Genomic DNA, 23,825 nt, shown 5'->3' on the forward strand with positions numbered 1-23,825 from the left:
AAAGGGTTGTCTTAAAAAATAGTGGGAATTGGTCGGAGGGCCATCCCCGGTCACGTCAATTCAGAGGTCGCCCTGTTCTTTCGCCTCGAAGTCGGCTTGTGCCTGAAGCAGAGAGACAACGCATTCAGCTACATCTGTGTATTCGTAAACCCCGGTGCTGTATTGGCGATAAGATTTATAAAAGAACTGGCAGCGGTATTTGTGTTCACCCGACTTGAAAATGACAAAGTTGCAGCCACCGTGCTTCCAGACCCAGACAGGGCAGTTGCTGAGTTCGCGGTCTGAAGCCTGAAGGCGGATTTCTGCATCGGCAATCTGCAACTCAACATCGTTCTTATACCGCTCCTTAAGGGTGGTACGAATTGTCCAGTTTTCGCTGTCGGTTATATCCGGTATCTGGTTCATTTTTTGTCCTGCTTTCTGTGAAAGCCCGGAAGAACAGTCTGACTCGCTAACCTTTCATTTTACATTGACTTTACGGGAATTCTGCGATTACTGTATCGGACCGGTTTTTCAGCGGCCAATGCAATTGTTGGATGCCGCCATGGATTTTCCTAATTCACTGCATTATCAGTGTGTTAGATTGTATATAAGTAAGCTCTCAATAACTTCGTGCGATGCAGGGTATCTCCATATTCTCCTATATGCAACTGCACGGAGTTTCTGAGATGTTCCGAATATGTCGATTGGTTCTGGGTCATGCCCGATAATCGAACAGGCTGAAGCAGAGAAAGGAGTTATCATGCGGATCATATTGCTGGGTGCGCCAGGTTCCGGCAAAGGGACCCAGGCAAAAAAATTGACCAGCTATTACGGTATTCCCCGTATCTCTACGGCGGAGATGGTCCGAGAGGCTGCGGCAGAGAGGAGCGAGGCCGGGAAACTGGCTAAACCCTATCTCGATCAGGGGCGGCATGTGCCTGACGAGATTGTTTGTGCCGTGTTCAAAGAGCGCTTCACCGAACCCGATGTGCGTAATGGCTTTTTGCTGGTCGGTTTCCCTAAAACGGCTTCCCAGTCCGATGCACTGGATGGGATTCTTGATGAGATGAACCTCCCGCTAGATCTGGTGTTGTTGCTGGAGGGTGAATCTGATGATTTCATGGAGCGGCTGGAGGGGCGGCAGATTTGCCGGGCTTGTGGTCATACCTATAATATTTTTAGTGCTCCCCTCCGGGTGGAGGGTATCTGTGATAAGTGTGGTGGACGGGTAAGGCGTCCAGCGGGCGATAATGATGAGGCTATCGCTAACCGGATGCGAATCTATGAGGCTCAATCCGCCACCATGATTCAATACTACATACTCCATGGAAAACTGCGCCAGATCGATGCGGGAAGGGATTCTGAAGCCACCTATGCTGCGATACGCAGGGTGATTGATGCGCACCCTCCGACAATTATAGAGACTGAACCCATTGTAGAGGCCGCTGAAGCGGTGAGCTTTGATCTGGCTCCAGAAGATGCTGAACCTTTGGTGGAGGCCGAGCCCGCTCCAGAGCGGATTGGAGCTGAGAAGATAAAGAGCAAGCCAGTAAAGACTGCTGGCGCCAAGAAAAAAGCGGTGCCAGTGAAAAAAGCAGTAACTAAGAAGAGGGCTACCCCGGCGAAGAAGGCCGCTGCCAGGAAAAAGACCGTTACAAAGAAAAAAGGCTCAAGGCGATAGCAAGTCGTGTTGCCGCCTTAGCCTCTCGTTTCTAGGCGATGGGTATAGCATTGGTACTGTTGGGCTACCAGGTTCAGCCAAACTGCTTCAATCGGCCGGAATGGCCGGTTAGAGCAGGCTTTCAGCCGATAGTGTTTTCATTTGCTCGAAAAAACTTACTCCCCGGCAATCATCATGGATTCAATAAGCCATGACCCGGTTCGAATGCTGCCTCTAAGCTCTTCGTCGTTACCGACGGCGATTAGCTGGGAGAACATCTGTTTCATGTTCCCGGCAATGGTGATCTCTTCCACCGGGTATTGGATCTCTCCATTTTCAACCCAGAAACCGGCAGCTCCACGGGAGTAGTCGCCGGTGACCATATTTGTTCCCTGGCCCATCATCTCGGTGACCAGCAAACCGGAATCCATCTCTTTGATGAGACTGTTCAGGTCCCGTTCTCCGGGGTCAATGGCCAGATTGCGGACGCCGCCGGCATTACCGGTAGTCTGCATGCCCAGTTTTCGTGCTGAGTAGCTGCCCAGGATATAGCTCTGGAGCATGCCGTTCTCGACGATGTTTTTGGCGGCGGTAGCGACACCCTCACCATCGAAAGGGGAGCTGGAAAGGCCGCCCTGGAGCAAGGGGTTTTCGTGAATATGGACAAAATCGGGGAAAACCTGTTTGCCCAGATGATCCAGCAGAAAGCTTGCCTGGCGATAGAGCGATGTGCCGCTGATGGCGCCGAGCAATACCCGCAGCAGGCTGACAGCAACATCGGACTGGAAAATGACAGGTGCTTCCCGGGTGGAGATTTTACGGGCGCCCAGTCGGGCGAGTGTCCGCTCGCCCGCTTTTTGTCCGACAGAGACGGAGGACTCCATGTTTTCTGCTTTGCGTGCAACGGTATACCAGTAGTCGCGCTGCATGGAGTCACCTTGTTGCCCGATGACGGAACAGCTGAGGCTGTGTCGGCTGCTTGGAAAACCGCCGATAAATCCGTGGCTGTTAGCATAAACCTGCAGCCCGTTGTGGCTATTGATTCCCGCTCCCTCGGAGTTTGTAATCTGTGCATCCAGATCAAGGGCGGCAGCTTCACACTCTTTGCCCAAATCGACAGCACTCTCCACATCGAGATTCCACGGGTGGTAGAGATCCAGGTCAGGGGTATCCTTGGCCATCAGCTCTTTATCCGCCAATCCGGCGCAATCGTCTTCTGATGTGTAATGTGCAATATTGCACGCCGCTTTCACGGTATCCTTGATCGCCTCGTGGCTGAAATCAGAGGTGCTGGCAGAACCTTTGCGCTGACCGAGATAGACGGTAATTCCAAGTCCCTGGTCGCGGGTGTGTTCGATAGTCTCCACCTCACCCATGCGAACATTGACACAAAGTCCAGCATCAATGGAAACGGCTGCTTCCGAGGCGCTGGCACCCTGTTTTTCGGCTTCAGTCAGCAGATCCATAACCATCTGCTGCAATTGGGCCTGACGCTGTTTCATATTATCAATTTCTCTCATTATTTTTACGGCCATTTTTTCTGCTAACTTGAATAAGCGCCTTTACGGAAGCTCATTTTCTAGTTGTCCCACCTACTGTGAGCTGATCAATTTTCAGCGTCGGCTGACCCACGCCCACAGGCACGCTCTGGCCCTCTTTTCCACAGGTGCCAACACCTGCATCCAGTTCAAGGTTGTTGCCAATCATGCTGACTCTGGTCAGTACATCGGGACCGTTGCCAATCAGGGTGGCCCCTTTTACCGGGTGGGTCACTTTGCCATTTTTGATCAGGTAGGCCTCGCTGGCGGAAAAGACAAACTTCCCGGAGGTGATATCCACCTGCCCGCCAGCAAAGTTGACGGCGTATAACCCGTTCTCCACCGAGGCGATGATCTCTTCAGGATCCATTTCTCCCGGCAGCATGTAGGTATTGGTCATGCGTGGCATTGGCAGGTGGGCGTAGGACTCTCTACGCCCGTTTCCTGTTGATGAAACACCCGTCAGCCGGGCATTGAGTTTGTCCTGCAGGTAGCCTTTGAGAATGCCATTCTCGATCAGTATTGTCTGTTGCGAGGTGGTGCCTTCATCGTCCATGTTGAGTGAACCGCGCCGTCCAGGCAGCGTTCCATCATCAACGATGGTGCAGCCGGTTGCCGCCACTTTCTCTCCAATGCGGCCGGAAAAAGCCGATGTCCCTTTGCGGTTGAAGTCGCCTTCAAGTCCATGGCCAATCGCTTCGTGCAGCAATATGCCAGGCCAGCCGGCACCCAGAACAACCGTCATACTGCCGGCGGGGGAGGGGATTGCCTCCAGGTTGACCAGGGCTTGCCGCACGGCTTCTCCAGCGTACCACAGAGCGCGATCTTCATCAATGAAAAACTGGAAGCTCTCTCTTGCGCCACCGCCGCTGGAGCCCTGTTCACGCTGGCCCTTGGATTCGACAATGACATTGACGTTGCAACGTACCAGTGGGCGTACATCGCCGCAAAGTGTCCCATCGCTGGCGACGACCAGCACCACATCATGGGCTGATACCAGGCTGGCGGTCACCTGTTTGACCCGTGGGTCCTGTTTGCGCGCTTCGGCATCCAGCCGCTGCAGCAGGTCCACTTTCTCCTGCTCACTCATGGTTGTCAGAGGGTTGATCGGTTCATATAGCGTGTGGCTGACAGCAGTGGCCTGGATTTTAATATGGTTTTGTTGTCCGCTTTGGGCGATGGCCCTGGCTGTCCTCCCTGCTTCGAGCAGGCTGGGAAGTTGAATTTCATCGGTGTAGGCGAAGCCGGTTTTTTCGCCGCTGATTGCGCGAACGCCAACACCCTGTTCGATGTTGTAGTTGCCTTCTTTGATGATGCCGTCTTCCAATACCCATGACTCCAGGCGGCTTGCCTGAAAGTAGAGATCGGCCATATCAACTTGGTTGGAGAGCAGCTGCTCCATAACCCTGTCCAGGTCACTCTCTTTGAGTTCGGCAGGGGCGAGTAGTGTATTGCGGGCTATAGCGATGGGATCGGGCATCAGTTTCCAGGGTTTGTCTGTTAGGTTATCTTCAGCATTGGGCTGTTGCGGTTGTTTTTCAACCACATATGCTGCCTGGTATTTGCAGGGGTTGCCCCTCGCATTCAGTCACATTTCAGCGTTCGATGATCTATCGTCGGGAAGTTACGGCGGGTGCTGGAGAGATATTCTAAATCCATGTCACAGCTGACGGAACCAGTACCGCGAGGCACCTGTGCCAGTACGCTGCCCCAGGGGTCGACAATCATACTGTGGCCATGGGTCTCCCGCCCGTTCATATGGAACCCGCCTTGTGCCGCGGCAATAACATAGCTGAGATTTTCGATGGCTCTTGCACGTACCAGGGTTTCCCAATGGGTTTTGCCGGTGATGGCGGTGAAAGAGGAGGGTATGCAGGCCACCTCCATCCCCTGGTCCAGCAGTTTGCGAAAGATTTCAGGGAAGCGCAGATCGTAGCAGATGGCGATGCCGAGCTTGCCGAAAGGGGAGTCAACAACAACCACCTCATCCCCTGCTTCGATAGTTTCGGATTCTTTGTAGCGTTCATTCGCCTCGATCAAATTGACATCGAACAGATGGATCTTGTCATAGCGGGCGACCAGTTTACCTTCGCTGTTATAGACCATGCAGGCAGCACGCACTTTGCTGTTGTCGTGGGCCTCAAGGGGGATGGTTCCACCCACCAGCCAGATGCCGTAACGTTTTGCCAGTTGGCTGAGGAAATCCTGTAGGGGACCATTACCCTCCGTCTCCCTGATGGCGCACATGTCACGGTCATGCTTACCCATAAAGGCGAAGTTTTCAGGTAGTACCACCAGGCCTGCGCCATTCTCTACCGCTTCCGCAGCCAAGCGCTCGGCCTCCAGTAGGTTGGCGCTGACATCGGAGCTGCTGGCCATCAGAATAGCGGCAATTTTTTGATTCTTAGTAATCATTATTTATGACTATCGCTGTCTGAAAATTTATTACTAAATTACCGGGCATGCATAGTCTGCCGCGATAAATCTGCCTGCAGAATAGCATTAACCCCCATCCCTCACCAGAGTTGGGGCGTATAGATAGCGTGATCGGTTTCCTGTAACAGGCAGTGTCAGTTGCTGGGCAGCGTACCTTTGTCGTCCGGCTCCTGATAGGTTTGTCCGGTGGGTTTCATCGCTTTGAATAAGCGGGAAAAGAACCCCTTCTGCTGCTCCTGATCTTCAGTGATTTGATCTGCGGAAGCTCCAGCGTCTGCATCTGGATTCACCTCCTGACGATTGAATTCGTTATCAGTAAGGGAAAATTGGCGTTGGCCATGAGGTGACAGAAGCTGCCAAGTTTTTGTCTCACCCTGTTTCGGGGAGTAGATAGAGCTTATGTCTGTAGCTTCGTCTGTGGCGTTCGGGCGTTCAATGGTTTTTGGCGTGAGGATGGGTTCAAACCAGGGGCCAGCGGCCGTATATTGGATCTGTGTCACTTTATCCAGCTCTTTTCCGATAATCTGTTGTGCCAGAAAAAGTGCTGCCCCGACTGCCGGTCCGGCGGCAATAGCACCCGCCATCGTCAGACTGGAAGAGAGGCGGGGAGTGATGGTGACCAGTTGATCGAAATCTTCGCTGCTCAGACCGATTCTTCCCGCAATTTCGATGGTTGCAGATGGGCCGGACATGACGAAGTTATTGGTATAGGCATCACCACTGTCGAGCAGAAAATCGCCTTCTATGCTGTCGAATGCGAAGCCTTTTTTGAATATATCGCTGAAATCTAGGGTAAGACGGCGCTGCAGTGCGCCGATATTAAGTAGTCCAAAGATTCTGCCGATGCCCAGGTCCACCTCTAAAAAGCGGCCTTTGCCGATCTGTATGCCAACCTGGCCGTTGAGCCTCTCTTTTTGGAAACCCAGGAGTGATCCCTGCCAATTCAACCGGCTATTTATCTCTGCAGGAGCGTTGTCGATATTTTGGGTAAAACCAAGGTCCCTCAGAAGTTCTCCCAGATTATTGCTTTCCAGAGAGAGGGTTGTGTTGGTGGCTTGTGTGCCGTTGGTGGCTTGTGACCATTGCAATGCAGCCGACAGCTGGAGTCTTTTTGACTTAAGCGTGAGGGTCTGAATCTCCCAGCCTTCAGGGCGTTTACGCGAGATTAACTGCAGTGCTCCAAACGGATGAGAGTTGATGGTTACCTGGTCTATGGTTGCTTCAATAGCCGGCAATTCTGCCGGGTTGTAATCGACCGCTGTATCTTCCTGTGAGGATGGAATATTATCCGGGTCAAGAGTGATATCAAGCTTTTTCAGGATGGCCCGGATTGGTGTCTGTTGAAGATCATTAGGAATCAGCAGTTGGCCGCTGAATCGATTGCTGGATATATCCCCGCGCCAGCCGTACTGCCCTCTGTTCATCAGCAGCTTAAAATCTTCCAGCTCCATCTCCCCCATTTGCAGTTTTCCAAAATAGAGATCCAGCTGGTTAATCGGTGGCAGCTCTTTTTCAGTTTTCGGCTGATTGACAATTTTCAGCCAGGGATCAACTTTCAGTTCTGGCCATTGACCGCTGATTATCAGGCCATCTTTTTCCGGTAGCCGGGCTTTGGCACCGCCAAGCCGGATGCCGCCCCGTACCAGCGTGGGGTTTGCCGAGTCACGGATATCGAGTAGCAGTGCCATGTCAGTCAGTGAGCCGTAACGAAGTTGCAGTGGGCGTTGGGGTTTGTTGCTGAAGTCGCTGGCCAGATAAAATTCCCGTTTCTCAAGTGATGATTTACCCAGGGGTGCGGGCTGATCGATAGTGAGTCCTTCCAGGTCTGAAGTCACTACCACGGGAACCGCGGCTTCGGGCCCTGCCGCCAGATGGGGGATATCGATCTGTAGTTGCCAATCACTGCTGCCATGCACTTTTTTCAGCAGTGTCAAATCAGGGAAACGATCCATTAGCAGCGTGGTTGGAATAGTGCTGTGGGCGGTTATCCTGGTTGCTTTGCTGTTCTCGGGTGGGGTTGAAACAGCCACCTGTACGGGATTGCCAAGCGTGGTTCCGGTGATCTGTTTTCCGTAAATTTTCGCCTGATCGAAATAGAGGTCGCCCTCTATCCCATTGAGTGTGAGTTGCCAATCGTCGAGATGCAGCGTGGTTTTCTGGAAAGCGAGTTTGCCATCAATCTGGAAAGATGAACAATCATCGATCGGGATTGAAAAATCAAGCCCCAGCCGGGAGGCGCCTTCGCCGCGTAATCCTTTTGTTAGTGCAGCAAAATCATCTTTTAATGGTGATTCCCGCAGCAGTCGCAAGACGTCGCTGAAGTCTCCGTTGACACCGCCGGTCAATTTGAATGGTGACGTGCGCGTCAAATCCTCGATTCTGGCATGAGCTGACAGGAGATCGCTGTCGAATATTTTCCCCTGCTTTACCCAGGTGTCGAACCGGGTGTTCAGAAAGCGGACCTCTGCGCTTAATTGTTCCAGTTTTGGCCAGCCTGGCCAGTAGTCGAGAGTCAGCTCTTCCGTAGTGAAGAAGACTTCGAAACGCCCGCTGGGTGTTTTTGCAAATGGAAAATCTTTCAGTGGCCCCCGGACAAGGGCGCTGCCCTCTATTACTTTACCCTTGATGATGCTTCGGTCAACCCAGTCAACTACGCTATCTGGTATGATCCCGGCGGGCAGGTAACGGGGAGTGGTGCTGGCATCGCCATCTCTGAAATCGGTTTGTAGATCCATAAACACCGACTCGTCAGTGCTGGCTGGAAACTGCATTCGCAAACGGGTTATGGTACTGATATCGTTGTTTTCCGCGGCCAGTTTTTGGGTGGCTATCTGCCAGCCACCATCGTCCATGCGTTGCCAGGTCAGATCGCCCTGAAGCTGGTTGAGCAGCAGTGGATCGCGAAACAGCCCAGGGAGGTGAACAGTGACCCCCTCAGATGCCAGACTCATTTTTCCTTTGTCCTGGTCAGCCCAGAGTTGTAGTGAGAGGTTATCGATGCCGGGGATCCGGTTCCAGGGTTGGGTGAAGATGGCGAGGGCTTTTGCGGTAGCAGACCAGAGCGGTCCCTGGTCTGAATCTGCATAGCGGACACGGAGATCGTGAAGATCGCCATGGAGCTGAATTCCGCTTAAGGTCTCCTCCAGTCCGGCAGGGATATTCGGGAGCAGTGAGCTGATGGCAATGATATCTTCCAGCCGTGCAAAGCTGGAGCCTGCACTCAGCTGAAGCTGGTCCTGTTCATTGCTGCGGCTACGCAGGCTGAAGCGGGTCTTTGGCCAGCTCAATCCCATGCGCTGAAACTCGATGCCAGCTACATCCAGCCGCCATCCTCGATCCTGTCTGCGCCACTTAAATGCGCCGCTCAAATGATCAAAATGCTGACTTCTGGTCTCCTCTTCTGCGGCTGTTTTCCGCATCAGGGAAAACGCTCTCCAATCGACGATCCCCTCAAGGCTTACCATTCTTCCTCGCTCCACGCGGCTCCAGAGCTCCACCTCTGTAACCCCTTTTCCGAACTGATATTCACCGGGTATCCGGCGGTTGAGAAGTTTGCCGAGGTTGATTTGGCTGCCTTTGAAGTAGAGATCTGCTGACCATGTTTCGGCTCTGTTCAGTTGGCCGGAGAAATCGATTGCCAGCTGCAACCGGCTATCATTTTGTTCTGTCAACGCAAGGCTGCCGTTCAGCTGGTGGCGGTCGCCATCATTATGAAGATCGAGAATGACTCCGGTTAGCAGCAGGGGAGGTGCATCGGTGGCGATATCGTTCCAGAGCACTTCTCCCTGTTGTATGTCCAGGCGAGTGGGGAGTAGAAAGGCTGAACTACTGTCTCCGCCGGTGTTAGAGATGCCCCCTAGGCCAGCGACGGTAACCGAGCCATCCTCCAGGTGGGTGATGCGCAGTCGTGGTGCGACGAGAGTGATTTTCCGGAGTGTGGGTTCTCCCCGCCGCAAACTATCAATGAGGCCAATAGAGATATGCACCTCGCCCAGTCTAAGGTGTGGATCGCCGCTGCCGCCATCTGAGAGGGCAAGGTTCCGCAAAATCAACTCGGGTCCGATACCGCTCCAACTACCCTCCAGACTGCCTATCTTGGCCGTTTGGCCAAGGCTTTTGCTTAACCACTCTTCTATCTCACCCCGATAATTGGCGATTGCCGGAGCCAGCAGCCTGCCCATGCCGATAACCAGACCGCCGACAACAATTGACAGGATGAGCAGATGCTTGAGTGCTGAGATGGAAAAGTGGAACAGGCGGATCATCTATATCAGTACGACATCATATTGTTCTTGGGAGTAGAGATCCTCTGACTGGAGGCGGATGGTCTTGCGGATAAATCCCTCCAGCTCCGCCAGCGTTGATGACTCTTCATCCATCAGCCGGTCCACCACTTCCTGGGATGCCAGAACCAGCAGTGACTCTACATCGAACTGGCGGGCCTCTCGCAGAATCTCGCGAAAGATTTCGAAGCATACACTTTCCGCTGTTTTCAGCGAGCCGCGGCCCCCACAGCAGTGACAAGTCTCGCAAAGCACGTGTTCCAGTGATTCCCGGGTTCTTTTTCGGGTCATTTCCACCAGTCCGAGCGTGGAGACTTCGGTGATATGGGTTTTCGCATGATCTCTGGACAGCGCTTTTTCCAGTGCCCGCAGCACCTGGCGTTTATGCTCTTCATCGATCATGTCGATAAAATCGATAATGATAATGCCGCCCAGATTACGCAGTCTCAATTGACGGCAAATAGCCTGGGCGGCCTCCATGTTGGTTTTGAAAATCGTCTCTTCCTGATTACGATTACCAACGAAAGCACCAGTGTTGACGTCGACGGTGGTCATGGCTTCAGTCTGATCGAGGATCAGATGGCCACCCGATTTCAGTTGGACTTTACGTTCAAGCGCCTTCTGGATCTCATCTTCAACACCATACAGGTCAAAGATAGGGCGCTCACCGGGATAGTATTCAATCTGCACCTGACTATCGGGTATCAGTTTTTCTGCAAATGCCCGTAATTTCTGCCAGCTGGTTCGAGAGTCGATACGCAGTTTATCCACTTCAGGATTGACCAGATCCCGTACTGCCCGCAGGAACAGAGGGAGATCTTCGTGGATCAGCATCCCTGGCGGGGTGCTTTTTATCCGCTCCTGGATATCGAGCCAGAGACGGGTGAGAAATCGTACATCGGCTTTGAGAGCTTCTGCGTTGGCCCCTTCTGCAGCCGTACGGATAATGAAGCTCCCCGGCAGAGTGGTGTCATCGGTTATCTCTTCAATCAGGGCGCGCAGCCTCTCCCTCTCATCCTCATCCTCAATCTTTTGGGAGATGCTAATGCTGGAGAGCGATGGCATAAACACCAGATGGCGCGATGGAATGGAGAGGTTGGTTATCAGTCTGGCCCCTTTTGAGCCAAGGGGATCTTTGACCACCTGCACTACAATTTCACCACCTTCCCTGACCAGTTCGCTGATACTGCCGGTCTGGTCGTTTTCGGTGGTATTGCCATCGGTGATGTCGGTGGCATGCAGAAATGCTGCGCGGTCCAGGCCAATATCGATAAATGAAGCCTGCATCCCGGGGAGAACGCGGCAGACTTTGCCTTTATAAATATTGCCAACCAAGCCACGGTGTTGGGTGCGCTCTATAATAATCTCTTGCGCCACACCATTTTCAAGCACAGCAACCCGTGTTTCGGGAGGGGCCACATTTACCAGGATCTCTTCACTCATCTACTTACGTCATTCTCATTTCCGGGGATCATTACAACGCCGACATAACCTAACAGTACACCGGTTTCAAACAGTGGCAGCCCCATAACGCCAGAAAAGCTCCCTTCAAGACGAGAGATGAAAAGAGCACCCATGCCCTGTATTCCGTAGTCAGCCGGTTCTCCACTCTGTCAGTAGGCCGTGATTTCCTATGGGCTGACGTTGCGAAAGGTGATGCTGCTTATGCTCAGGCAGCACCTTGTGCTCTTTATCTGCACAGTGCCACGCCAGTGAGTACACTCTGGGTGCGGCCGGAGAGCAGGGCCATCATCTCCAGAGCTTCGTCCCTGTTTTTCGGTTTACCCAGAATCTTGTCATTTATAATGACTGAAGTCCCGGCAGCCAGAACTGGCAGAGGCGTTGTATTTCGACTCGCGTTCCGGCCGGCTTCGGCTTTCCCCCGGGCAAGTCGGAACACATAATCGGCCGGCTTCTCCCTCGCCTTGGGCGTTTCGTCAACTTCTACTGATATCAGAAGGTCCGTGACAGGAGTCCACCTCTTCTGGGTGACTGGGAGGCAAGACGGATCCGTGCAAGCATGATTTGGTACGGCCGCCTTTTGCTCCACACTACACTACTGAAGAGATGAAAGACAGACAGCCCATCTTATCATGATAAGGAGTCAAACCCGGTGACAAGGGTGATTACGAAGCAGGCTCCAGGCGCGGTAAATCTGCTCAGCCACCACGACCCTGACCAGCGGATGCGGCATGGTCAGTGGGAAGAGAGACCAGCGGCTATCGGCCCGTTTCAGGCACTCCTCAGCCAGCCCTTCCGGTCCACCAATTCAGTATTGCCGGATGCTGACCGTTGTTCATCCAGTTGCCGATCTGGCTGGAGAGTTGCTCTGTGTTCCAGGCTTTGCCTTTCACATCCAACGCCACTACCCGGCAGTTGCGTGGTATCGCTTTCAGCATCCGCTCTCCTTTCATCACGCAGGGTGCATTTTATGTCTGCACTCTTGCCGCGATGGCCGGACGGGATCTCCAGCAGCTGAAGTAAACACTCAGCCGGTAGCCGTTTGGCATATTCCTGATATCCCTCCTCTACCCAGCGGGGCATTTTGTTACCAACGGAGATCAAGTGAATACGCATGGATGGATTGTAGAGGATGTTGAGCGGGAAGGGGTACGGAATTTCTGCCCCTACTCTCGCCGACCAAGCTGTGCAATAATGCGCCGTTTTTGTGCTTAGCACCTCCTCGCGTACGCTTTTGCGTCTGCCCAGTATAGTCCCAAGCATCCCACTTTTTAGTCACCCTAAATCGGAACAGATTGTGATCTCAACGGCCAATATTACCATGCAGTTCGGGGAGAAGCCCCTGTTTGAAAGTATTTCGGTCAAGTTCGGCAGCGGCAACCGCTACGGCCTGATCGGCGCCAACGGCTGCGGCAAGTCGACGTTTATGAAGGTCATTGGCGGCGATCTGGAGCCCTCGTTCGGGACGGTGATGGTTGATCCCAACGAGCGGGTGGGCAAGTTGCGCCAGGACCAGTTCGCCTATGAAGAGCACACGGTGCTCGACACCGTGATCATGGGCCACGCCAAGCTGTGGGCAGTGAAGCAAGAGAGCGACCGTATCTACGCATTGCCGGAGATGAGTGAAGAGGAGGGGATGCTGGTGGCCGAGCTGGAGGTGGAATTTGCCGAACTCGACGGCTATACCGCCGAGTCGCGCGCCGGCGAGTTGCTGCTGGGCCTGGATATTCCACTGGAGCAACATAACGGCCCGATGAGTGCCGTAGCACCCGGCTGGAAACTGCGTGTTCTGTTGGCCCAGGCCCTGTTCGCCGACCCCGATATCATGCTGCTCGACGAACCCACCAACAACCTCGACATCAACACCATTCGCTGGTTGGAAGACGTGCTTAACGAGCGCAACTCCACCATGATTATCATCTCCCACGACCGTCACTTTCTGAACAGTGTCTGTACCCATATGGCCGACCTGGATTATGGTGAGTTGCGTGTCTATCCGGGCAACTACGATGAGTACATGACCGCCGCCAGTCAGGTCCGTGAGCGCCAGCTGGCCAGCAATGCCAGGAAAAAGGCACAGATCGTCGAGCTGCAGACTTTTGTCAGCCGCTTTTCAGCTAATGCCTCGAAGGCCAAGCAGGCCACCTCCCGCGCCAGGCAGATCGACAAGATCCAGCTTGATGAGATTAAATCCTCCAGCCGGCAGAATCCCTTCATCCGCTTCGAGCAGAAAAAGAAGCTCTATCGCCTAGCTCTGGAGGTTGAAGGACTCGGCAAGGGCTACGGCGAGGCACCCTTGTTCAGCGGTCTGGACCTGACGGTTGAGGTTGGTGAACGCATCGCCATCATCGGCCCCAATGGTATCGGCAAGACCACACTGCTACGCACGCTGGTAGGAAGCAAGCATGGTGGACTGAGTCCCGACAGCGGTACGGTGAAGTGGTCGGAGAACGTCAATATCGGCTACTACGCCCAGGATCACGCCGCCGACTTCAAGGGGGATATGAATCTGCTCGACTGGATGAGCCAATGGCAGCAGGAGGGTGATGACGAACAGGTGGTGCGCAGCTATCTGGGGCGTCTGCTTTTCTCCCAGAAAGAGAGTGGGAAATCGGTGGATGTCATCTCCGGCGGTGAACAGGGGCGCATGCTTTTCGGTAAAATAATGATGTACAAGCCCAATGTACTGGTGATGGACGAGCCAACCAACCATCTGGATATGGAGTCCATCGAGTCGCTCAACCTAGCACTGAAGAATTACCCCGGTACGCTGATCTTCGTCAGTCATGACCGTGAAATCGTCTCCTCACTGGCCACCCGTATCATCGAACTTACCCTCAAGGGTGTGATCACCTTCAGCGGTAGCTACGAGGATTATCTAAGCAGCCAGAATGTGGGGTGATCACCACAGAAGCCTAGCCGGTACGACACTGGCAAGGCGTTAGCGAGTACTGCGGCCACTGTCAGGCAACCGCCCGATATTCCTCCGCCCAACAAATCTACAAGGTCCCTGCTCGCGGTACGATTCAGGCATTTGGCTATATGTAGAAAGATCAGTTTTCTGGTCAGTTTCTGATCTGCCTATGCGGCGGTTCGTTAAATTGCATCCAAAATTGACTCATATGCATCCTGACCTGCTGAAGAGCCCGCAAGGGACAAAAGGAATGATAGACGTGGCATTATTGAGGATGGTCTAAAAAATTGAAGTTTTTCACTTCAGGGAGCCTCTAAAAACCCTCCCAGTTGCTCAATGAGTTCAAGTCGGTCTTAATGATCAAAAAAACTTGGCTGCATGGCTGTTATCAATGGCTGGTTGAGTTGGTTACTACTATCGCTGATTTGGGAGGACTTTTAGAGGTTCTCTTTACATAGATATTAGACTTAATTTCAGGCCATTGAAATTGTTTACCTCGGCCATATAAAAATTTATCAGCCCATCGTTTGACCTTATAATTCGGAACCCTTATACTCTGGCCGCTTTAAATGGAGCAATAGGGCACCGGTGGAGATCAACATTGGATGCGTCTTGTCATAAAAGCCGAGTCCATCAAATAGTAGTGATACAACTGGTTGTATCGATTGCTGCAGGTACGCTGTTGCTAACTCTCGGATGGGTTCATGCTTACTCTGGTTTTATCGGAGGTGTGATTGCAGCTTTGGCTAACGCCTACTTTGCGGCGAAGGTGTTTGCCCACTACCGGGCTCAGGAGCTTGGTAGACTGGTTGCGCGGTTCTATAGTGCGGAACTGCAGAAACTGATATTGACCGGCCTGCTGTTTGCAGGGGTCATAATCCTGATCGAACCGCTAAGTGCTGGCGCTCTATTCGGTATTTTTCTGCTGATGCAGTTTGTGCCGATGCTGGTAACGCATTTTGTTAACTGAACGACGTATTGGGTTTGTATCATAATGGCTGGCGATACCCTGACCTCTAGCGAGTACATCAGACACCATCTGACTAACCTTACATTCGGTAAAATACCGGATGGTTCGTGGGCTGTTGCCCATGATGCAGCAGAGGCCAAGGCGATGGGTTTCTGGGCCATTCACCTCGACACCATGTTCTGGTCCATTCTGGTGGGCGCTCTGTTCCTCTTTATGTTTAAGAGAGTGGCGGATCGGGTCACCGAAGGTGTACCGGGCAAGCTACAGAATTTTACGGAGATGCTGGTCGAGTACATCGATGAGAGCGTCCGCGGCTCCTTTACTGCCAAGAACGACATGGTGGCCCCTCTGGCTCTGACCATTTTCGTTTGGATTTTCCTGCAAAATCTGATGGATCTGGTACCGGTGGACGTGATCCCGTTGATCTCCGGCGCACTCGGCCTGCACTTCATGAGAGTGGTACCATCCACCGATCCCAACGCCACCTTCGGCATGGCGATTGGTGTATTCATCCTGATGCTTTACTACAGCATCAAGATCAAGGGTATCTCCGGCTTCATCGGCGAACTGACCCTGCAACCCTTCTCTTCGGATAATCTGGCGCTGAAAGCGCTGTTTATCCCGATCAACTTTCTGCTCGAATTCGTCAGCCTGATCGCCAAGCCGATCTCACTGGCACTGCGACTGTTCGGAAACATGTACGCCGGTGAGATGATCTTTATCCTCATTGCCATCATGTACAATGCCGGATTGGTGATGGGCCTGTTTGGCGGTGTGCTGCAGCTGGGCTGGGCAATTTTCCATATCCTTATCATTACCTTGCAGGCGTTTATCTTTATGACCCTGACCATCGTCTATATGGATATGGCACATAGCGAACACTGATTTAATGATAACTTTTTCTTTAACTTTCCAACCCAACAAAACGGGAGATTAAAATGGAACAAGCACTGCTGTACATCGCCGGCGCAATCATGATGGGCCTAGGTGCTCTGGGTGCCGCTGTCGGTATCGGCGTTCTCGGAGGTCGTTTCCTCGAAGGCGCTGCCCGCCAGCCTGAACTGATTCCCATGTTACGTACTCAGTTCTTCATCGTAATGGGTCTTGTCGATGCGGTTCCCATGATCGCTGTTGGTCTGGCTATGTACATCTTGTTTGCTGTCACAGGTTAATTTCCTGTATCACTTTAGCGAACACACTTTCATCTCGCCTGACAACGAGGTAAACCTGGGATGAACATAAATCTGACGCTGATTGGTCAGCTTCTCTCTTTCGTGATTTTCGTCTGGTTCACGATGAAGTACGTCTGGACCCCGATCATGGGCGCGCTCGACACGCGCCGCACAGGGATTGCTGACGGTCTTGCGGCTGCGGAACGTGGCCAACATGAACAGGAACTTGCCGAAGCGCGTGCCAAAGACGTGCTTATTGGTGCCAAGTCCCAGGCGGCTGAGATTGTATCTCAGGCTCAGAAGCGTGCGACTGAAATCGTCGATGAGGCGAAAGAAGGCGCCCGCGCTGAGGGGGACCGTCTGGTAACGGCAGCCAAGGCAGAGATTGAGCAGGAGAGCAACCGTGCCAAAGAGCACCTTCGTGAGAAGGTGGCCGAACTTGCTATTATCGGCGCGGAGAAGATCCTGATGAAAGAGATCACCGCCGAGTCGCATAAAGACATCGTCGAATCTCTGGCACAACAGATCTAAGGCGCTGCTATGGCAGGAGAAATTACTACAATTGCCCGCCCCTATGCGGAAGCTGTTTTTGCTCGGGCTGAAGAGAGTGACAAGCTCGATCTCTGGTCTGAAATGCTGTCGCTGCTGGCGCAAGTGGTTAGTGATGCGACAATGGCGGCTGTCATTGCAGATCCGCTGTTTGACCGGTCTCAGCTGAGCGAGCTGATGCTGGATATAGGCGGCAGCCATCTGAGTGATGAAGGGCAGAATCTGGTCAGGCTGTTGGTGCAGAACGGACGTCTTCCGGTATTGCCGGAGATCGCAGAAATGTACGAGCAGCTGAAGGCCGAGAGCCAACGAATTCTCAATGTTTATGTGCGTTCTGCCTATATGCTTCTGCCGGCTCAGGAGAAGCAGATTGCAGCAGCACTAAAAGCCAAGTTAGGGCGTGAAATCATCATCACCAGTGAAGAGGCCCCCGATCTTATCGGTGGTGTACATATCCGTGCTGGCGACATGGTGATCGACGGCTCTGTCCAGGGGCGACTACAGCAACTGGCAAATGAATTAGGAATCTAAGCGAGAAGCCACTATGCAACTCAACCCATCCGAGATCAGCGAACTGATCAAAAGCAAGATCGAAAAATTCGATCTGAAAACCGAGGCCCGCAACGAGGGTACTATCATCAGCCTGACCGACGGCATTGTCCGTATCCATGGTCTTGCTGATGCGATGTCCTACGAAATGCTGGAGTTCCCGGGAAATACTTTCGGCCTTGCCCTGAACCTGGAGCGGGACTCCGTTGGTGCCGTTATTCTCGGTGAATATACTCACCTCTCTGAAGGCGATTCGGTGAAATGCACCGGCCGCGTACTGGAGGTTCCGGTAGGCGTAGAGCTGCTGGGTCGTGTGGTGGATGCGCTGGGCAACCCCATTGATGGCAAAGGTCCGATTGAGGCTAAGGCTAGTTCACCCATCGAAAAAGTGGCTCCCGGTGTTATCGAACGTAAATCAGTCGATCAGCCGGTACAGACCGGTCTCAAGTCCATCGATGCCATGGTGCCTATTGGTCGTGGTCAGCGTGAGTTGATTATCGGCGATCGCCAGACCGGTAAATCAGCCATCGCCATCGATGCGATCATCAACCAGAAAGACACGGGGGTTAAGTGCATCTATGTTGCCATTGGCCAGAAGAACTCCACCATTGCCCAGGTTGTACGCAAACTGGATGAGCATGGCGCAATGGAGCACACCATCATTGTCGCCGCTGCCGCCGCTGAGTCTGCCGCGTTGCAGTTCATTGCGCCCTATTCCGGTTGCGCCATGGGTGAATATTTCCGGGATCGTGGTGAAGATGCGCTGATCATTTATGACGATCTCACCAAGCAGGCCTGGGCCTATCGTCAGGTCTCTCTGCTGCTGCGTCGTCCACCGGGCCGTGAAGCCTACCCGGGTGATGTTTTCTATCTGCACTCCCGTCTGCTGGAGCGTTCGGCGCGGGTAAATGCGAACTTTGTCGAGAAGGCCACCAACGGCGAAGTGAAAGGGAAGACCGGCTCGCTGACAGCGCTGCCGATCATCGAGACCCAGGCGGGTGACGTTTCAGCATTTGTTCCGACCAATGTGATCTCCATTACCGATGGACAGATCTTTCTGGAAGCCGATCTGTTCAACGCAGGTATTCGTCCGGCCATCAATGCAGGCCTGTCGGTGTCGCGAGTCGGTGGCGCCGCCCAGACAAAGATTATCAAGAAGCTCGGCGGCGGTATCCGTCTGGCCCTGGCCCAGTTCCGTGAGCTGGCGGCATTCTCCCAGTTTGCGTCAGATCTGGATGAGGCCACCCGCAAGCAGCTGGAGCGTGGAGAGCGTGTGACCGAATTGATGAAACAGCTTCAGTACTCACCTCTCAGCATCGCCGAGATGGCTGTCTCACTATTTGCCGCCAATGAAGGCTACCTGGACGATGTGGCAAACAATAAGGTTGTTGATTTTGAAGCGGCACTTCATGGCTATATGAGCAGCAACCAGAAGGCATTGGTGGATCAGATCAACAAGAGCATGGATTATAACGATGAGATCGAGAAGGCCCTGAACGATGCCCTGACAGATTTCAAAGCCAACCACACATGGTAAAAGTGGACACTATTGAGCTGAGAGACAGGGGTTAGACATGGCAGGCGCAAAAGAGATCCGCACCAAGATCGCCAGTATCAAGAATACGCAGAAAATCACCTCTGCGATGGAGATGGTGGCGGCTGCCAAGATGCGTAAGGCACAGGACCGCATGCGGGCAACACGCCCTTATGCGGAAAAGATGAAAAATATTATCGGTCACCTATTCCATGCCCATCCGGAGTACCGCCATAGCTTTACCAAAGAGCGTGACGTAAAGCGTGTCGGCTATATCATTATCTCCTCGGACCGGGGCCTTTGCGGTGGTCTGAACAGCAATCTATTCCGCAGGCTGGTGAAGGACATTAAACAGAATCAGGACAGTGGTGTGGAGATCGATTTCTGCATCATCGGCAGCAAGGCGCTGGGCTTCTTCAAGCGTTTTGGAGGCAATGTTCTGGCGCAAGCCACTCACTTGGGTGACGCTCCGCGTATCGAAGATCTGATCGGTACCATCAAGGTGATGCTTGACGCCTATGAGAATGGGAAACTGGACAGAATTTATGTCGCGTATAATGTCTTTGTGAATACCATGACCCAGAGCCCGACAGTGGAACAGCTGATTCCCATTATCGCCGAGCCGGATACTAAACTAAAGCATCACTGGGACTACATCTATGAGCCGGATTCCAAGGATGTGGTTGACGGACTTATGATTCGCTACATTGAGTCATTGATCTATCAGTCGGTGGTGGAAAATGGAGCCTGTGAGCAGTCTTCGCGAATGATTGCCATGAAGTCGGCAACTGACAATGCAGGCGACCTAGTCAACGAGTTGGAACTGATCTACAACAAAGCGCGTCAGGCAGCTATTACTCAAGAGATCTCCGAGATCGTGAGTGGCGCCGCCGCCGTTGGATGATCCAGATTACAGTTAAATAAAATTACATATCGAAAAATCGCTGATAGCGACGAGAGGAACCAGAAATGAGTTCGGGTAAAGTGGTAGAAATTATCGGTGCTGTGGTGGATGTCCAGTTCCCCATGGGTGAAATGCCGAAGGTCTACGATGCGCTGAAGATCGATGAGGCCGGTTTGACTCTGGAAGTGCAGCAGCAGCTGGGTGATGGCGTTGTGCGTACTATCGCGATGGGATCGACCGATGGCTTGAAGCGTAACGTTGAAGCTGTCAATACTGGAGCTCCCATCATGGTTCCTGTAGGTCAGGCAACCCTCGGCCGCATCATGGACGTGTTGGGTAACCCGGTGGATGAAGCCGGCCCGGTTGAGGCTGAGAAGCTGATGCCGATCCATCGTGAGGCACCGAAATTCGAAGATCAGGCGACGACGACTGAGATTCTCGAAACCGGTATCAAGGTGATCGACTTGGTCATGCCTATCGCCAAGGGCGGTAAAATCGGCCTGTTTGGTGGCGCGGGTGTTGGAAAGACCGTCACATTGATGGAGCTGATCCGTAACATTGCGGTTGCTCACTCCGGTTTCTCCGTATTCGCCGGTGTCGGTGAACGGACCCGTGAAGGCAACGACTTCTACTACGAGATGGAAGAGGGCGGCGTACTGGATAAAGTAGCCCTGGTGTACGGACAGATGAACGAGCCTCCAGGCAACCGTCTGCGGGTGGGCCTGACCGGCCTGACCATCGCTGAAAACTTCCGTGATGAAGGTCGCGATGTATTGCTGTTCGTGGATAACATCTATCGTTACACTCTGGCGGGTACCGAGGTCTCCGCACTGTTGGGACGTATGCCTTCAGCGGTTGGATATCAGCCAACGCTGGCCTCAGAGATGGGTGCCTTGCAGGAGCGTATCACCTCCACCAAGACCGGATCCATCACTTCATTCCAGGCGGTCTATGTACCGGCTGACGATCTGACCGATCCCTCCCCGGCGACTACTTTCGCTCATCTGGATGCGACACTGGTACTCTCCAGGCAGATTGCAGAGCTGGGCATCTACCCGGCTGTGGACCCGCTTGATTCTACCAGCCGAATCCTCGACCCCAATGTGGTGGGTGCAGAACATTATGACGTGGCCCGTAGTGTTCAGGGAACACTGCAACGCTATAAAGAGCTGAAAGATATCATTGCCATTCTCGGTATGGATGAGCTCTCCGAAGACGATAAACAGACCGTCTCCCGGGCTCGTAAAATACAGCGTTTCCTCTCCCAACCCTTCTTCGTTGCTGAAGTATTTACCGGTTCTCCCGGTAAATATGTGCAACTGAAAGATACCATTGCTGGATTCAAGGCTATTCTCGATGGTGAGTATGATCACCTGCCGGAGCAGGCCTTCTATATGGTCGGCGGTATCGATGAGGCTGCAGAACGAGGCGCTGGGGACTAGCCCCGTGAGTTATCAAATGGCCATGACAATCCATGTGGATATAGTGAGTGCCGAAGGTGAGATTCACTCCGGCTTGGCAGAGATGGTTTATGCGCCCGCCGTGATGGGTGAGATCGGTATTGCACCGCGGCATACACCACTGGTCACCCGCCTGAAACCGGGTGAAATCCGGGTGGAGATGGGTGGTAAAATGAACCATTTCTACGTCTCTGGCGGGGTACTTGAGGTTCAGCCTTTTGTTGTGACAGTATTGGCCGACACGGCTATACGTGTCCGCGATCTGGATGAAGCTGCCGCTCTTGAGGCCAAGCGCCGGGCGGAAGATGCTCTTGCCGGTCAGGAAGTGGAGTTCGAGTATGCCAAAGCACAGGCTGAGCTGGCAGAGGCCGTTGCGCAATTGCGGGCTATCGAGAATCTGCGCAAGCACAGAGGCGGCTGATCTCTGGTTACCTCATAAAAAAGCCCTGCTTGCAGGGCTTTTTTATTGCTGCCGCACGGGGGTATGCTTATCGTCCCTGCGCTTGGAGTAGTGTCCGTCCAGAAACGGGAACACTCGCCAAGTAAGTCCTAAATAACACCGTGCGGTTATTTGCGAGGGGCTATGGAGATGCATACTTAACTGGAATCATGTTAAAAGGTAATCGTTCCTCAAAGCGATTTTTTATCGTCATTATCCTCTTTGTGGGATTGATTCTCTGGCAGACAATTCCATTGGAGCCGGGGGAGTGCGATCGCTAATCTTGAAGCGGGAAGCCGCCATCAATTAAGCCTCTATGCGGCCCACCTCCAGGGGCATCTGGAAAAGTATGAATTTCTCCCGGAACTGCTGGCAACCAATAAACGGCTGGTGCATCTGTTGCAGCACTCTGAAGACCCAGAGCGGATTGAAGCACTGAATCGCTATCTGGAAAATATCAGCAGGATTACCAATGCATCCGGGACTTATCTGATGGATGCCCGGGGATTGACCATTGCTGCCAGCAACTGGCTCTCTCCCCGTCCCTTCGTCGGCCGGAATTTCGACTATCGTCCCTACTTCAAAGAAGCGATGAAAGGGCGGCTTGGCCGTTATTTTGCGTTGGGTAGCACATCCAACAGACGCGGCTACTATTTTGCCTATCCAATCAGACACCTGGAGGAGATTTTGGGTGCCGTCGTTTTTAAAATTGATATTGCAGAGCTGGAGCAGGGCAGGGCTGGAGTCACTCCAGGGATGAGTTTATTGTCAGCGATCTGGATGGTGTGATTTTCATCACGACGAACCAAGCGTGGCAGTTCAAGGCACTGGAACCACTGCAACCTGAAGTGGTGGAGCGGTTGCCGGTATGCCGATGAACGCTTGAACCAATGGCTATTTTGCAAGCTAAGCCGGTGACAAAAGATGCCAGGATAGTGAAGTTAAACCATGGCAAGGTGGTTAACTATCTGGTTCATTGAGCAGGGCATGCCGGAAGTCGGCTGGAAGGTGCATATATTGATTGATTTGAAACCCGTCACGGTACAGATTTTCAGGGTCTTGCTGCTTGCTGTATTTCTACTTAGAATCATTGTTCTCTACAGCCGATGGGTAAAAGAGCAGAGGCGTTTCGAGCGCCAGGTTAAACGGAACCTGAAGTACCAGCTCAAAGAGTGGACAAAGGATCTTACCGAAACAAATATCAGATTGCCCCATGAGATTGATGAACGCAGAAGGACGGAAGGGGCGTTGCGGCAAGCACAGGATGAGTTGGTTCAAACGGCAAAGATGGCGGCACTGGGCCAGATGTCGGCCGGCATCAATCATGAGCTTAACCAGCCATTGGCCGCTATCCGCTCATGCGCCGACAATGCCTGTGCATTGCTGACCATGATCGAAAGGAGGATGCTAGCTGGAATTTCAGGCAGATATCAGAGCTGACTGAGCGTATGGCAAAAATAAGCGCACAGCTTAAATTCTTTGTGCACAAAACATCAGGGCAGTTGGTAAGTGTCTCCTTACCTGCAGTGATCGACAATTCACTTAAAATAATGTCTGCCAGAATCAAAGAGTCCGAGACGAATATTCGTCTGCAGCTACCTAAAAAAGAAATCTACCTATTGGCGGATATGGTTCAGCTTGAACAACTGCATGCCCTGGAGGGGAGTGATAACCCGCTAATTGAGATTGCAGCTGCCGAAATCGATGAAAAGGTTAATATTACGATAAGAGACAATGGTTCCAGGATTAAGGAGATTCATCTGGATCGCATTTTCGACCCTTTTTTCACCACCAAGGAAGAGAAGCATGGGCTCAGATTAGGACTATCGATTTCTCACCGGATCATGGAAGACATGGAGGGTAAGTTGACGGCCAGCAACCACCCGGATGGTGGTGCTATATTTAACATCCAGCTTGGGGCGGCTAATGATTGGCCGGATAGAGAGGCGCAAGCGTGAATATCAGAATTTAGTT

The 23,825-nt window shown here is 52.8% G+C and carries 22 protein-coding genes and 1 pseudogene; 14 read left to right on the plus strand and 9 right to left on the minus strand.

Translation table 11 applies throughout. The annotated features are described in order from the left end of the window. Positions 1 to 60 precede the first annotated feature (60 nt). Positions 61 to 405, minus strand: coding sequence for a hypothetical protein (locus tag MN084_RS16900; protein WP_241085661.1), 345 nt, complete (start codon positions 403 to 405; stop codon positions 61 to 63). A 337-nt stretch (positions 406 to 742) separates the two neighbouring features. Between MN084_RS16900 and MN084_RS16905 the strand changes: the two genes are divergently transcribed. Continuing rightward, complete coding sequence (locus tag MN084_RS16905; RefSeq protein WP_241085660.1) at positions 743 to 1,663, plus strand: adenylate kinase family protein; 921 nt, start codon at positions 743 to 745, stop codon at positions 1,661 to 1,663. A 155-nt stretch (positions 1,664 to 1,818) separates the two neighbouring features. Here the strand turns inward: MN084_RS16905 and pmbA are convergent, their stop codons facing one another. From pmbA to rlmH, 8 genes and pseudogenes are all read right to left on the minus strand, one after another. Then, positions 1,819 to 3,162, minus strand: coding sequence for a metalloprotease PmbA (gene pmbA / locus MN084_RS16910; RefSeq protein WP_241085659.1), 1,344 nt, complete (start codon positions 3,160 to 3,162; stop codon positions 1,819 to 1,821). A 52-nt stretch (positions 3,163 to 3,214) separates the two neighbouring features. After that, a complete protein-coding gene (tldD, locus tag MN084_RS16915) occupies positions 3,215 to 4,660 on the minus strand; it encodes a metalloprotease TldD (protein ID WP_241085658.1) in 1,446 nt (481 codons plus the stop codon). A gap of 104 nt (positions 4,661 to 4,764) precedes the next feature. Further along, on the minus strand, positions 4,765 to 5,595 hold the full coding sequence (locus MN084_RS16920) for a carbon-nitrogen hydrolase family protein (RefSeq protein WP_241085657.1): 831 nt from the start codon (positions 5,593 to 5,595) through the stop codon (positions 4,765 to 4,767). 155 nt (positions 5,596 to 5,750) lie between these two features. Further along, the gene (locus MN084_RS16925) at positions 5,751 to 9,881 is read right to left on the minus strand and encodes a YhdP family protein (RefSeq protein WP_241085656.1); all 4,131 of its coding nucleotides are present in this window, start codon (positions 9,879 to 9,881) and stop codon (positions 5,751 to 5,753) included. Next, the gene (gene rng, locus MN084_RS16930) at positions 9,882 to 11,342 is read right to left on the minus strand and encodes a ribonuclease G (protein WP_241085655.1); all 1,461 of its coding nucleotides are present in this window, start codon (positions 11,340 to 11,342) and stop codon (positions 9,882 to 9,884) included. After that, positions 11,339 to 11,476: a hypothetical protein gene (locus tag MN084_RS16935; RefSeq protein WP_320416367.1), complete on the minus strand. Its 138-nt coding sequence runs from the start codon at positions 11,474 to 11,476 to the stop codon at positions 11,339 to 11,341. Before MN084_RS16935 ends, rng begins: the two co-directional genes overlap by 4 nt. A gap of 113 nt (positions 11,477 to 11,589) precedes the next feature. Then, complete coding sequence (locus MN084_RS16940; protein WP_320416366.1) at positions 11,590 to 11,799, minus strand: Maf family protein; 210 nt, start codon at positions 11,797 to 11,799, stop codon at positions 11,590 to 11,592. Between the two features lie 204 nt (positions 11,800 to 12,003). Then, positions 12,004 to 12,476 (minus strand): annotated as a pseudogene (gene rlmH / locus MN084_RS16945) (23S rRNA (pseudouridine(1915)-N(3))-methyltransferase RlmH). Positions 12,477 to 12,681: 205 nt separating this feature from the next. On the opposite strand from rlmH, the gene MN084_RS16950 reads away from it, so the two are divergent. From MN084_RS16950 to MN084_RS17010, 13 genes are all read left to right on the plus strand, one after another. Continuing rightward, positions 12,682 to 14,262, plus strand: coding sequence for an ABC-F family ATPase (locus MN084_RS16950; RefSeq protein ID WP_445083983.1), 1,581 nt, complete (start codon positions 12,682 to 12,684; stop codon positions 14,260 to 14,262). A gap of 694 nt (positions 14,263 to 14,956) precedes the next feature. Next, positions 14,957 to 15,244, plus strand: coding sequence for an ATP synthase subunit I (locus MN084_RS16955; protein ID WP_241085654.1), 288 nt, complete (start codon positions 14,957 to 14,959; stop codon positions 15,242 to 15,244). 24 nt (positions 15,245 to 15,268) lie between these two features. Then, positions 15,269 to 16,129, plus strand: coding sequence for a F0F1 ATP synthase subunit A (atpB, locus tag MN084_RS16960; RefSeq protein ID WP_241085653.1), 861 nt, complete (start codon positions 15,269 to 15,271; stop codon positions 16,127 to 16,129). A gap of 47 nt (positions 16,130 to 16,176) precedes the next feature. Next, positions 16,177 to 16,416, plus strand: a complete 240-nt coding sequence (gene atpE / locus MN084_RS16965) for a F0F1 ATP synthase subunit C (protein ID WP_241086053.1) — start codon at positions 16,177 to 16,179, stop codon at positions 16,414 to 16,416. 60 nt (positions 16,417 to 16,476) lie between these two features. Beyond that, entirely contained in the window at positions 16,477 to 16,947 is a 471-nt protein-coding gene (locus MN084_RS16970; protein WP_241085652.1) for a F0F1 ATP synthase subunit B, read from the plus strand. Between the two features lie 9 nt (positions 16,948 to 16,956). Further along, positions 16,957 to 17,496 (plus strand): F0F1 ATP synthase subunit delta, encoded by a 540-nt coding sequence (locus tag MN084_RS16975; RefSeq protein WP_241085651.1) that lies wholly within the window; start codon positions 16,957 to 16,959, stop codon positions 17,494 to 17,496. Between the two features lie 13 nt (positions 17,497 to 17,509). Continuing rightward, positions 17,510 to 19,051, plus strand: coding sequence for a F0F1 ATP synthase subunit alpha (atpA, locus tag MN084_RS16980; protein WP_241085650.1), 1,542 nt, complete (start codon positions 17,510 to 17,512; stop codon positions 19,049 to 19,051). A 37-nt stretch (positions 19,052 to 19,088) separates the two neighbouring features. Next, positions 19,089 to 19,952 (plus strand): F0F1 ATP synthase subunit gamma, encoded by an 864-nt coding sequence (gene atpG / locus MN084_RS16985; RefSeq protein ID WP_241085649.1) that lies wholly within the window; start codon positions 19,089 to 19,091, stop codon positions 19,950 to 19,952. A 65-nt stretch (positions 19,953 to 20,017) separates the two neighbouring features. Further along, positions 20,018 to 21,394: a F0F1 ATP synthase subunit beta gene (atpD, locus tag MN084_RS16990; RefSeq protein ID WP_241085648.1), complete on the plus strand. Its 1,377-nt coding sequence runs from the start codon at positions 20,018 to 20,020 to the stop codon at positions 21,392 to 21,394. A gap of 16 nt (positions 21,395 to 21,410) precedes the next feature. Next, positions 21,411 to 21,833 carry a F0F1 ATP synthase subunit epsilon gene (locus MN084_RS16995; RefSeq protein ID WP_241086052.1) on the plus strand — a complete coding sequence of 141 codons (423 nt, stop codon included), beginning with the start codon at positions 21,411 to 21,413 and terminating at the stop codon, positions 21,831 to 21,833. A 291-nt stretch (positions 21,834 to 22,124) separates the two neighbouring features. Continuing rightward, entirely contained in the window at positions 22,125 to 22,640 is a 516-nt protein-coding gene (locus MN084_RS17000) for a cache domain-containing protein (RefSeq protein ID WP_241086051.1), read from the plus strand. Positions 22,641 to 22,799: 159 nt separating this feature from the next. Next, the gene (locus MN084_RS17005) at positions 22,800 to 23,291 is read left to right on the plus strand and encodes a hypothetical protein (RefSeq protein ID WP_241085647.1); all 492 of its coding nucleotides are present in this window, start codon (positions 22,800 to 22,802) and stop codon (positions 23,289 to 23,291) included. 8 nt (positions 23,292 to 23,299) lie between these two features. Beyond that, positions 23,300 to 23,809 (plus strand): sensor histidine kinase, encoded by a 510-nt coding sequence (locus MN084_RS17010; RefSeq protein WP_277400141.1) that lies wholly within the window; start codon positions 23,300 to 23,302, stop codon positions 23,807 to 23,809. Positions 23,810 to 23,825 lie beyond the last annotated feature (16 nt).

Source organism: Candidatus Vondammii sp. HM_W22, assembly GCF_022530855.2.
GTDB lineage: Bacteria > Pseudomonadota > Gammaproteobacteria > Chromatiales > Chromatiaceae > Vondammii.

Coding starts and splice junctions, on each gene's coding strand:
- MN084_RS17010 (WP_277400141.1), top strand. CDS start 23,300: ATGGCAAAAATAAGCGCACAGCTTAAATTCTTTGTGCACAAAACATCA.
- MN084_RS16935 (WP_320416367.1), bottom strand. CDS start 11,476: ATGGGTGCTCTTTTCATCTCTCGTCTTGAAGGGAGCTTTTCTGGCGTT.
- MN084_RS16975 (WP_241085651.1), top strand. CDS start 16,957: ATGGCAGGAGAAATTACTACAATTGCCCGCCCCTATGCGGAAGCTGTT.
- MN084_RS16995 (WP_241086052.1), top strand. CDS start 21,411: ATGGCCATGACAATCCATGTGGATATAGTGAGTGCCGAAGGTGAGATT.
- MN084_RS16905 (WP_241085660.1), top strand. CDS start 743: ATGCGGATCATATTGCTGGGTGCGCCAGGTTCCGGCAAAGGGACCCAG.
- atpD (WP_241085648.1), top strand. CDS start 20,018: ATGAGTTCGGGTAAAGTGGTAGAAATTATCGGTGCTGTGGTGGATGTC.
- MN084_RS16920 (WP_241085657.1), bottom strand. CDS start 5,595: ATGATTACTAAGAATCAAAAAATTGCCGCTATTCTGATGGCCAGCAGC.
- tldD (WP_241085658.1), bottom strand. CDS start 4,660: ATGCCCGATCCCATCGCTATAGCCCGCAATACACTACTCGCCCCTGCC.
- pmbA (WP_241085659.1), bottom strand. CDS start 3,162: ATGAGAGAAATTGATAATATGAAACAGCGTCAGGCCCAATTGCAGCAG.
- atpA (WP_241085650.1), top strand. CDS start 17,510: ATGCAACTCAACCCATCCGAGATCAGCGAACTGATCAAAAGCAAGATC.
- MN084_RS16950 (WP_445083983.1), top strand. CDS start 12,682: ATGCAGTTCGGGGAGAAGCCCCTGTTTGAAAGTATTTCGGTCAAGTTC.
- MN084_RS16900 (WP_241085661.1), bottom strand. CDS start 405: ATGAACCAGATACCGGATATAACCGACAGCGAAAACTGGACAATTCGT.
- MN084_RS16970 (WP_241085652.1), top strand. CDS start 16,477: ATGAACATAAATCTGACGCTGATTGGTCAGCTTCTCTCTTTCGTGATT.
- MN084_RS16925 (WP_241085656.1), bottom strand. CDS start 9,881: ATGATCCGCCTGTTCCACTTTTCCATCTCAGCACTCAAGCATCTGCTC.
- rng (WP_241085655.1), bottom strand. CDS start 11,342: ATGAGTGAAGAGATCCTGGTAAATGTGGCCCCTCCCGAAACACGGGTT.
- atpG (WP_241085649.1), top strand. CDS start 19,089: ATGGCAGGCGCAAAAGAGATCCGCACCAAGATCGCCAGTATCAAGAAT.
- atpB (WP_241085653.1), top strand. CDS start 15,269: ATGGCTGGCGATACCCTGACCTCTAGCGAGTACATCAGACACCATCTG.
- MN084_RS17005 (WP_241085647.1), top strand. CDS start 22,800: ATGGCAAGGTGGTTAACTATCTGGTTCATTGAGCAGGGCATGCCGGAA.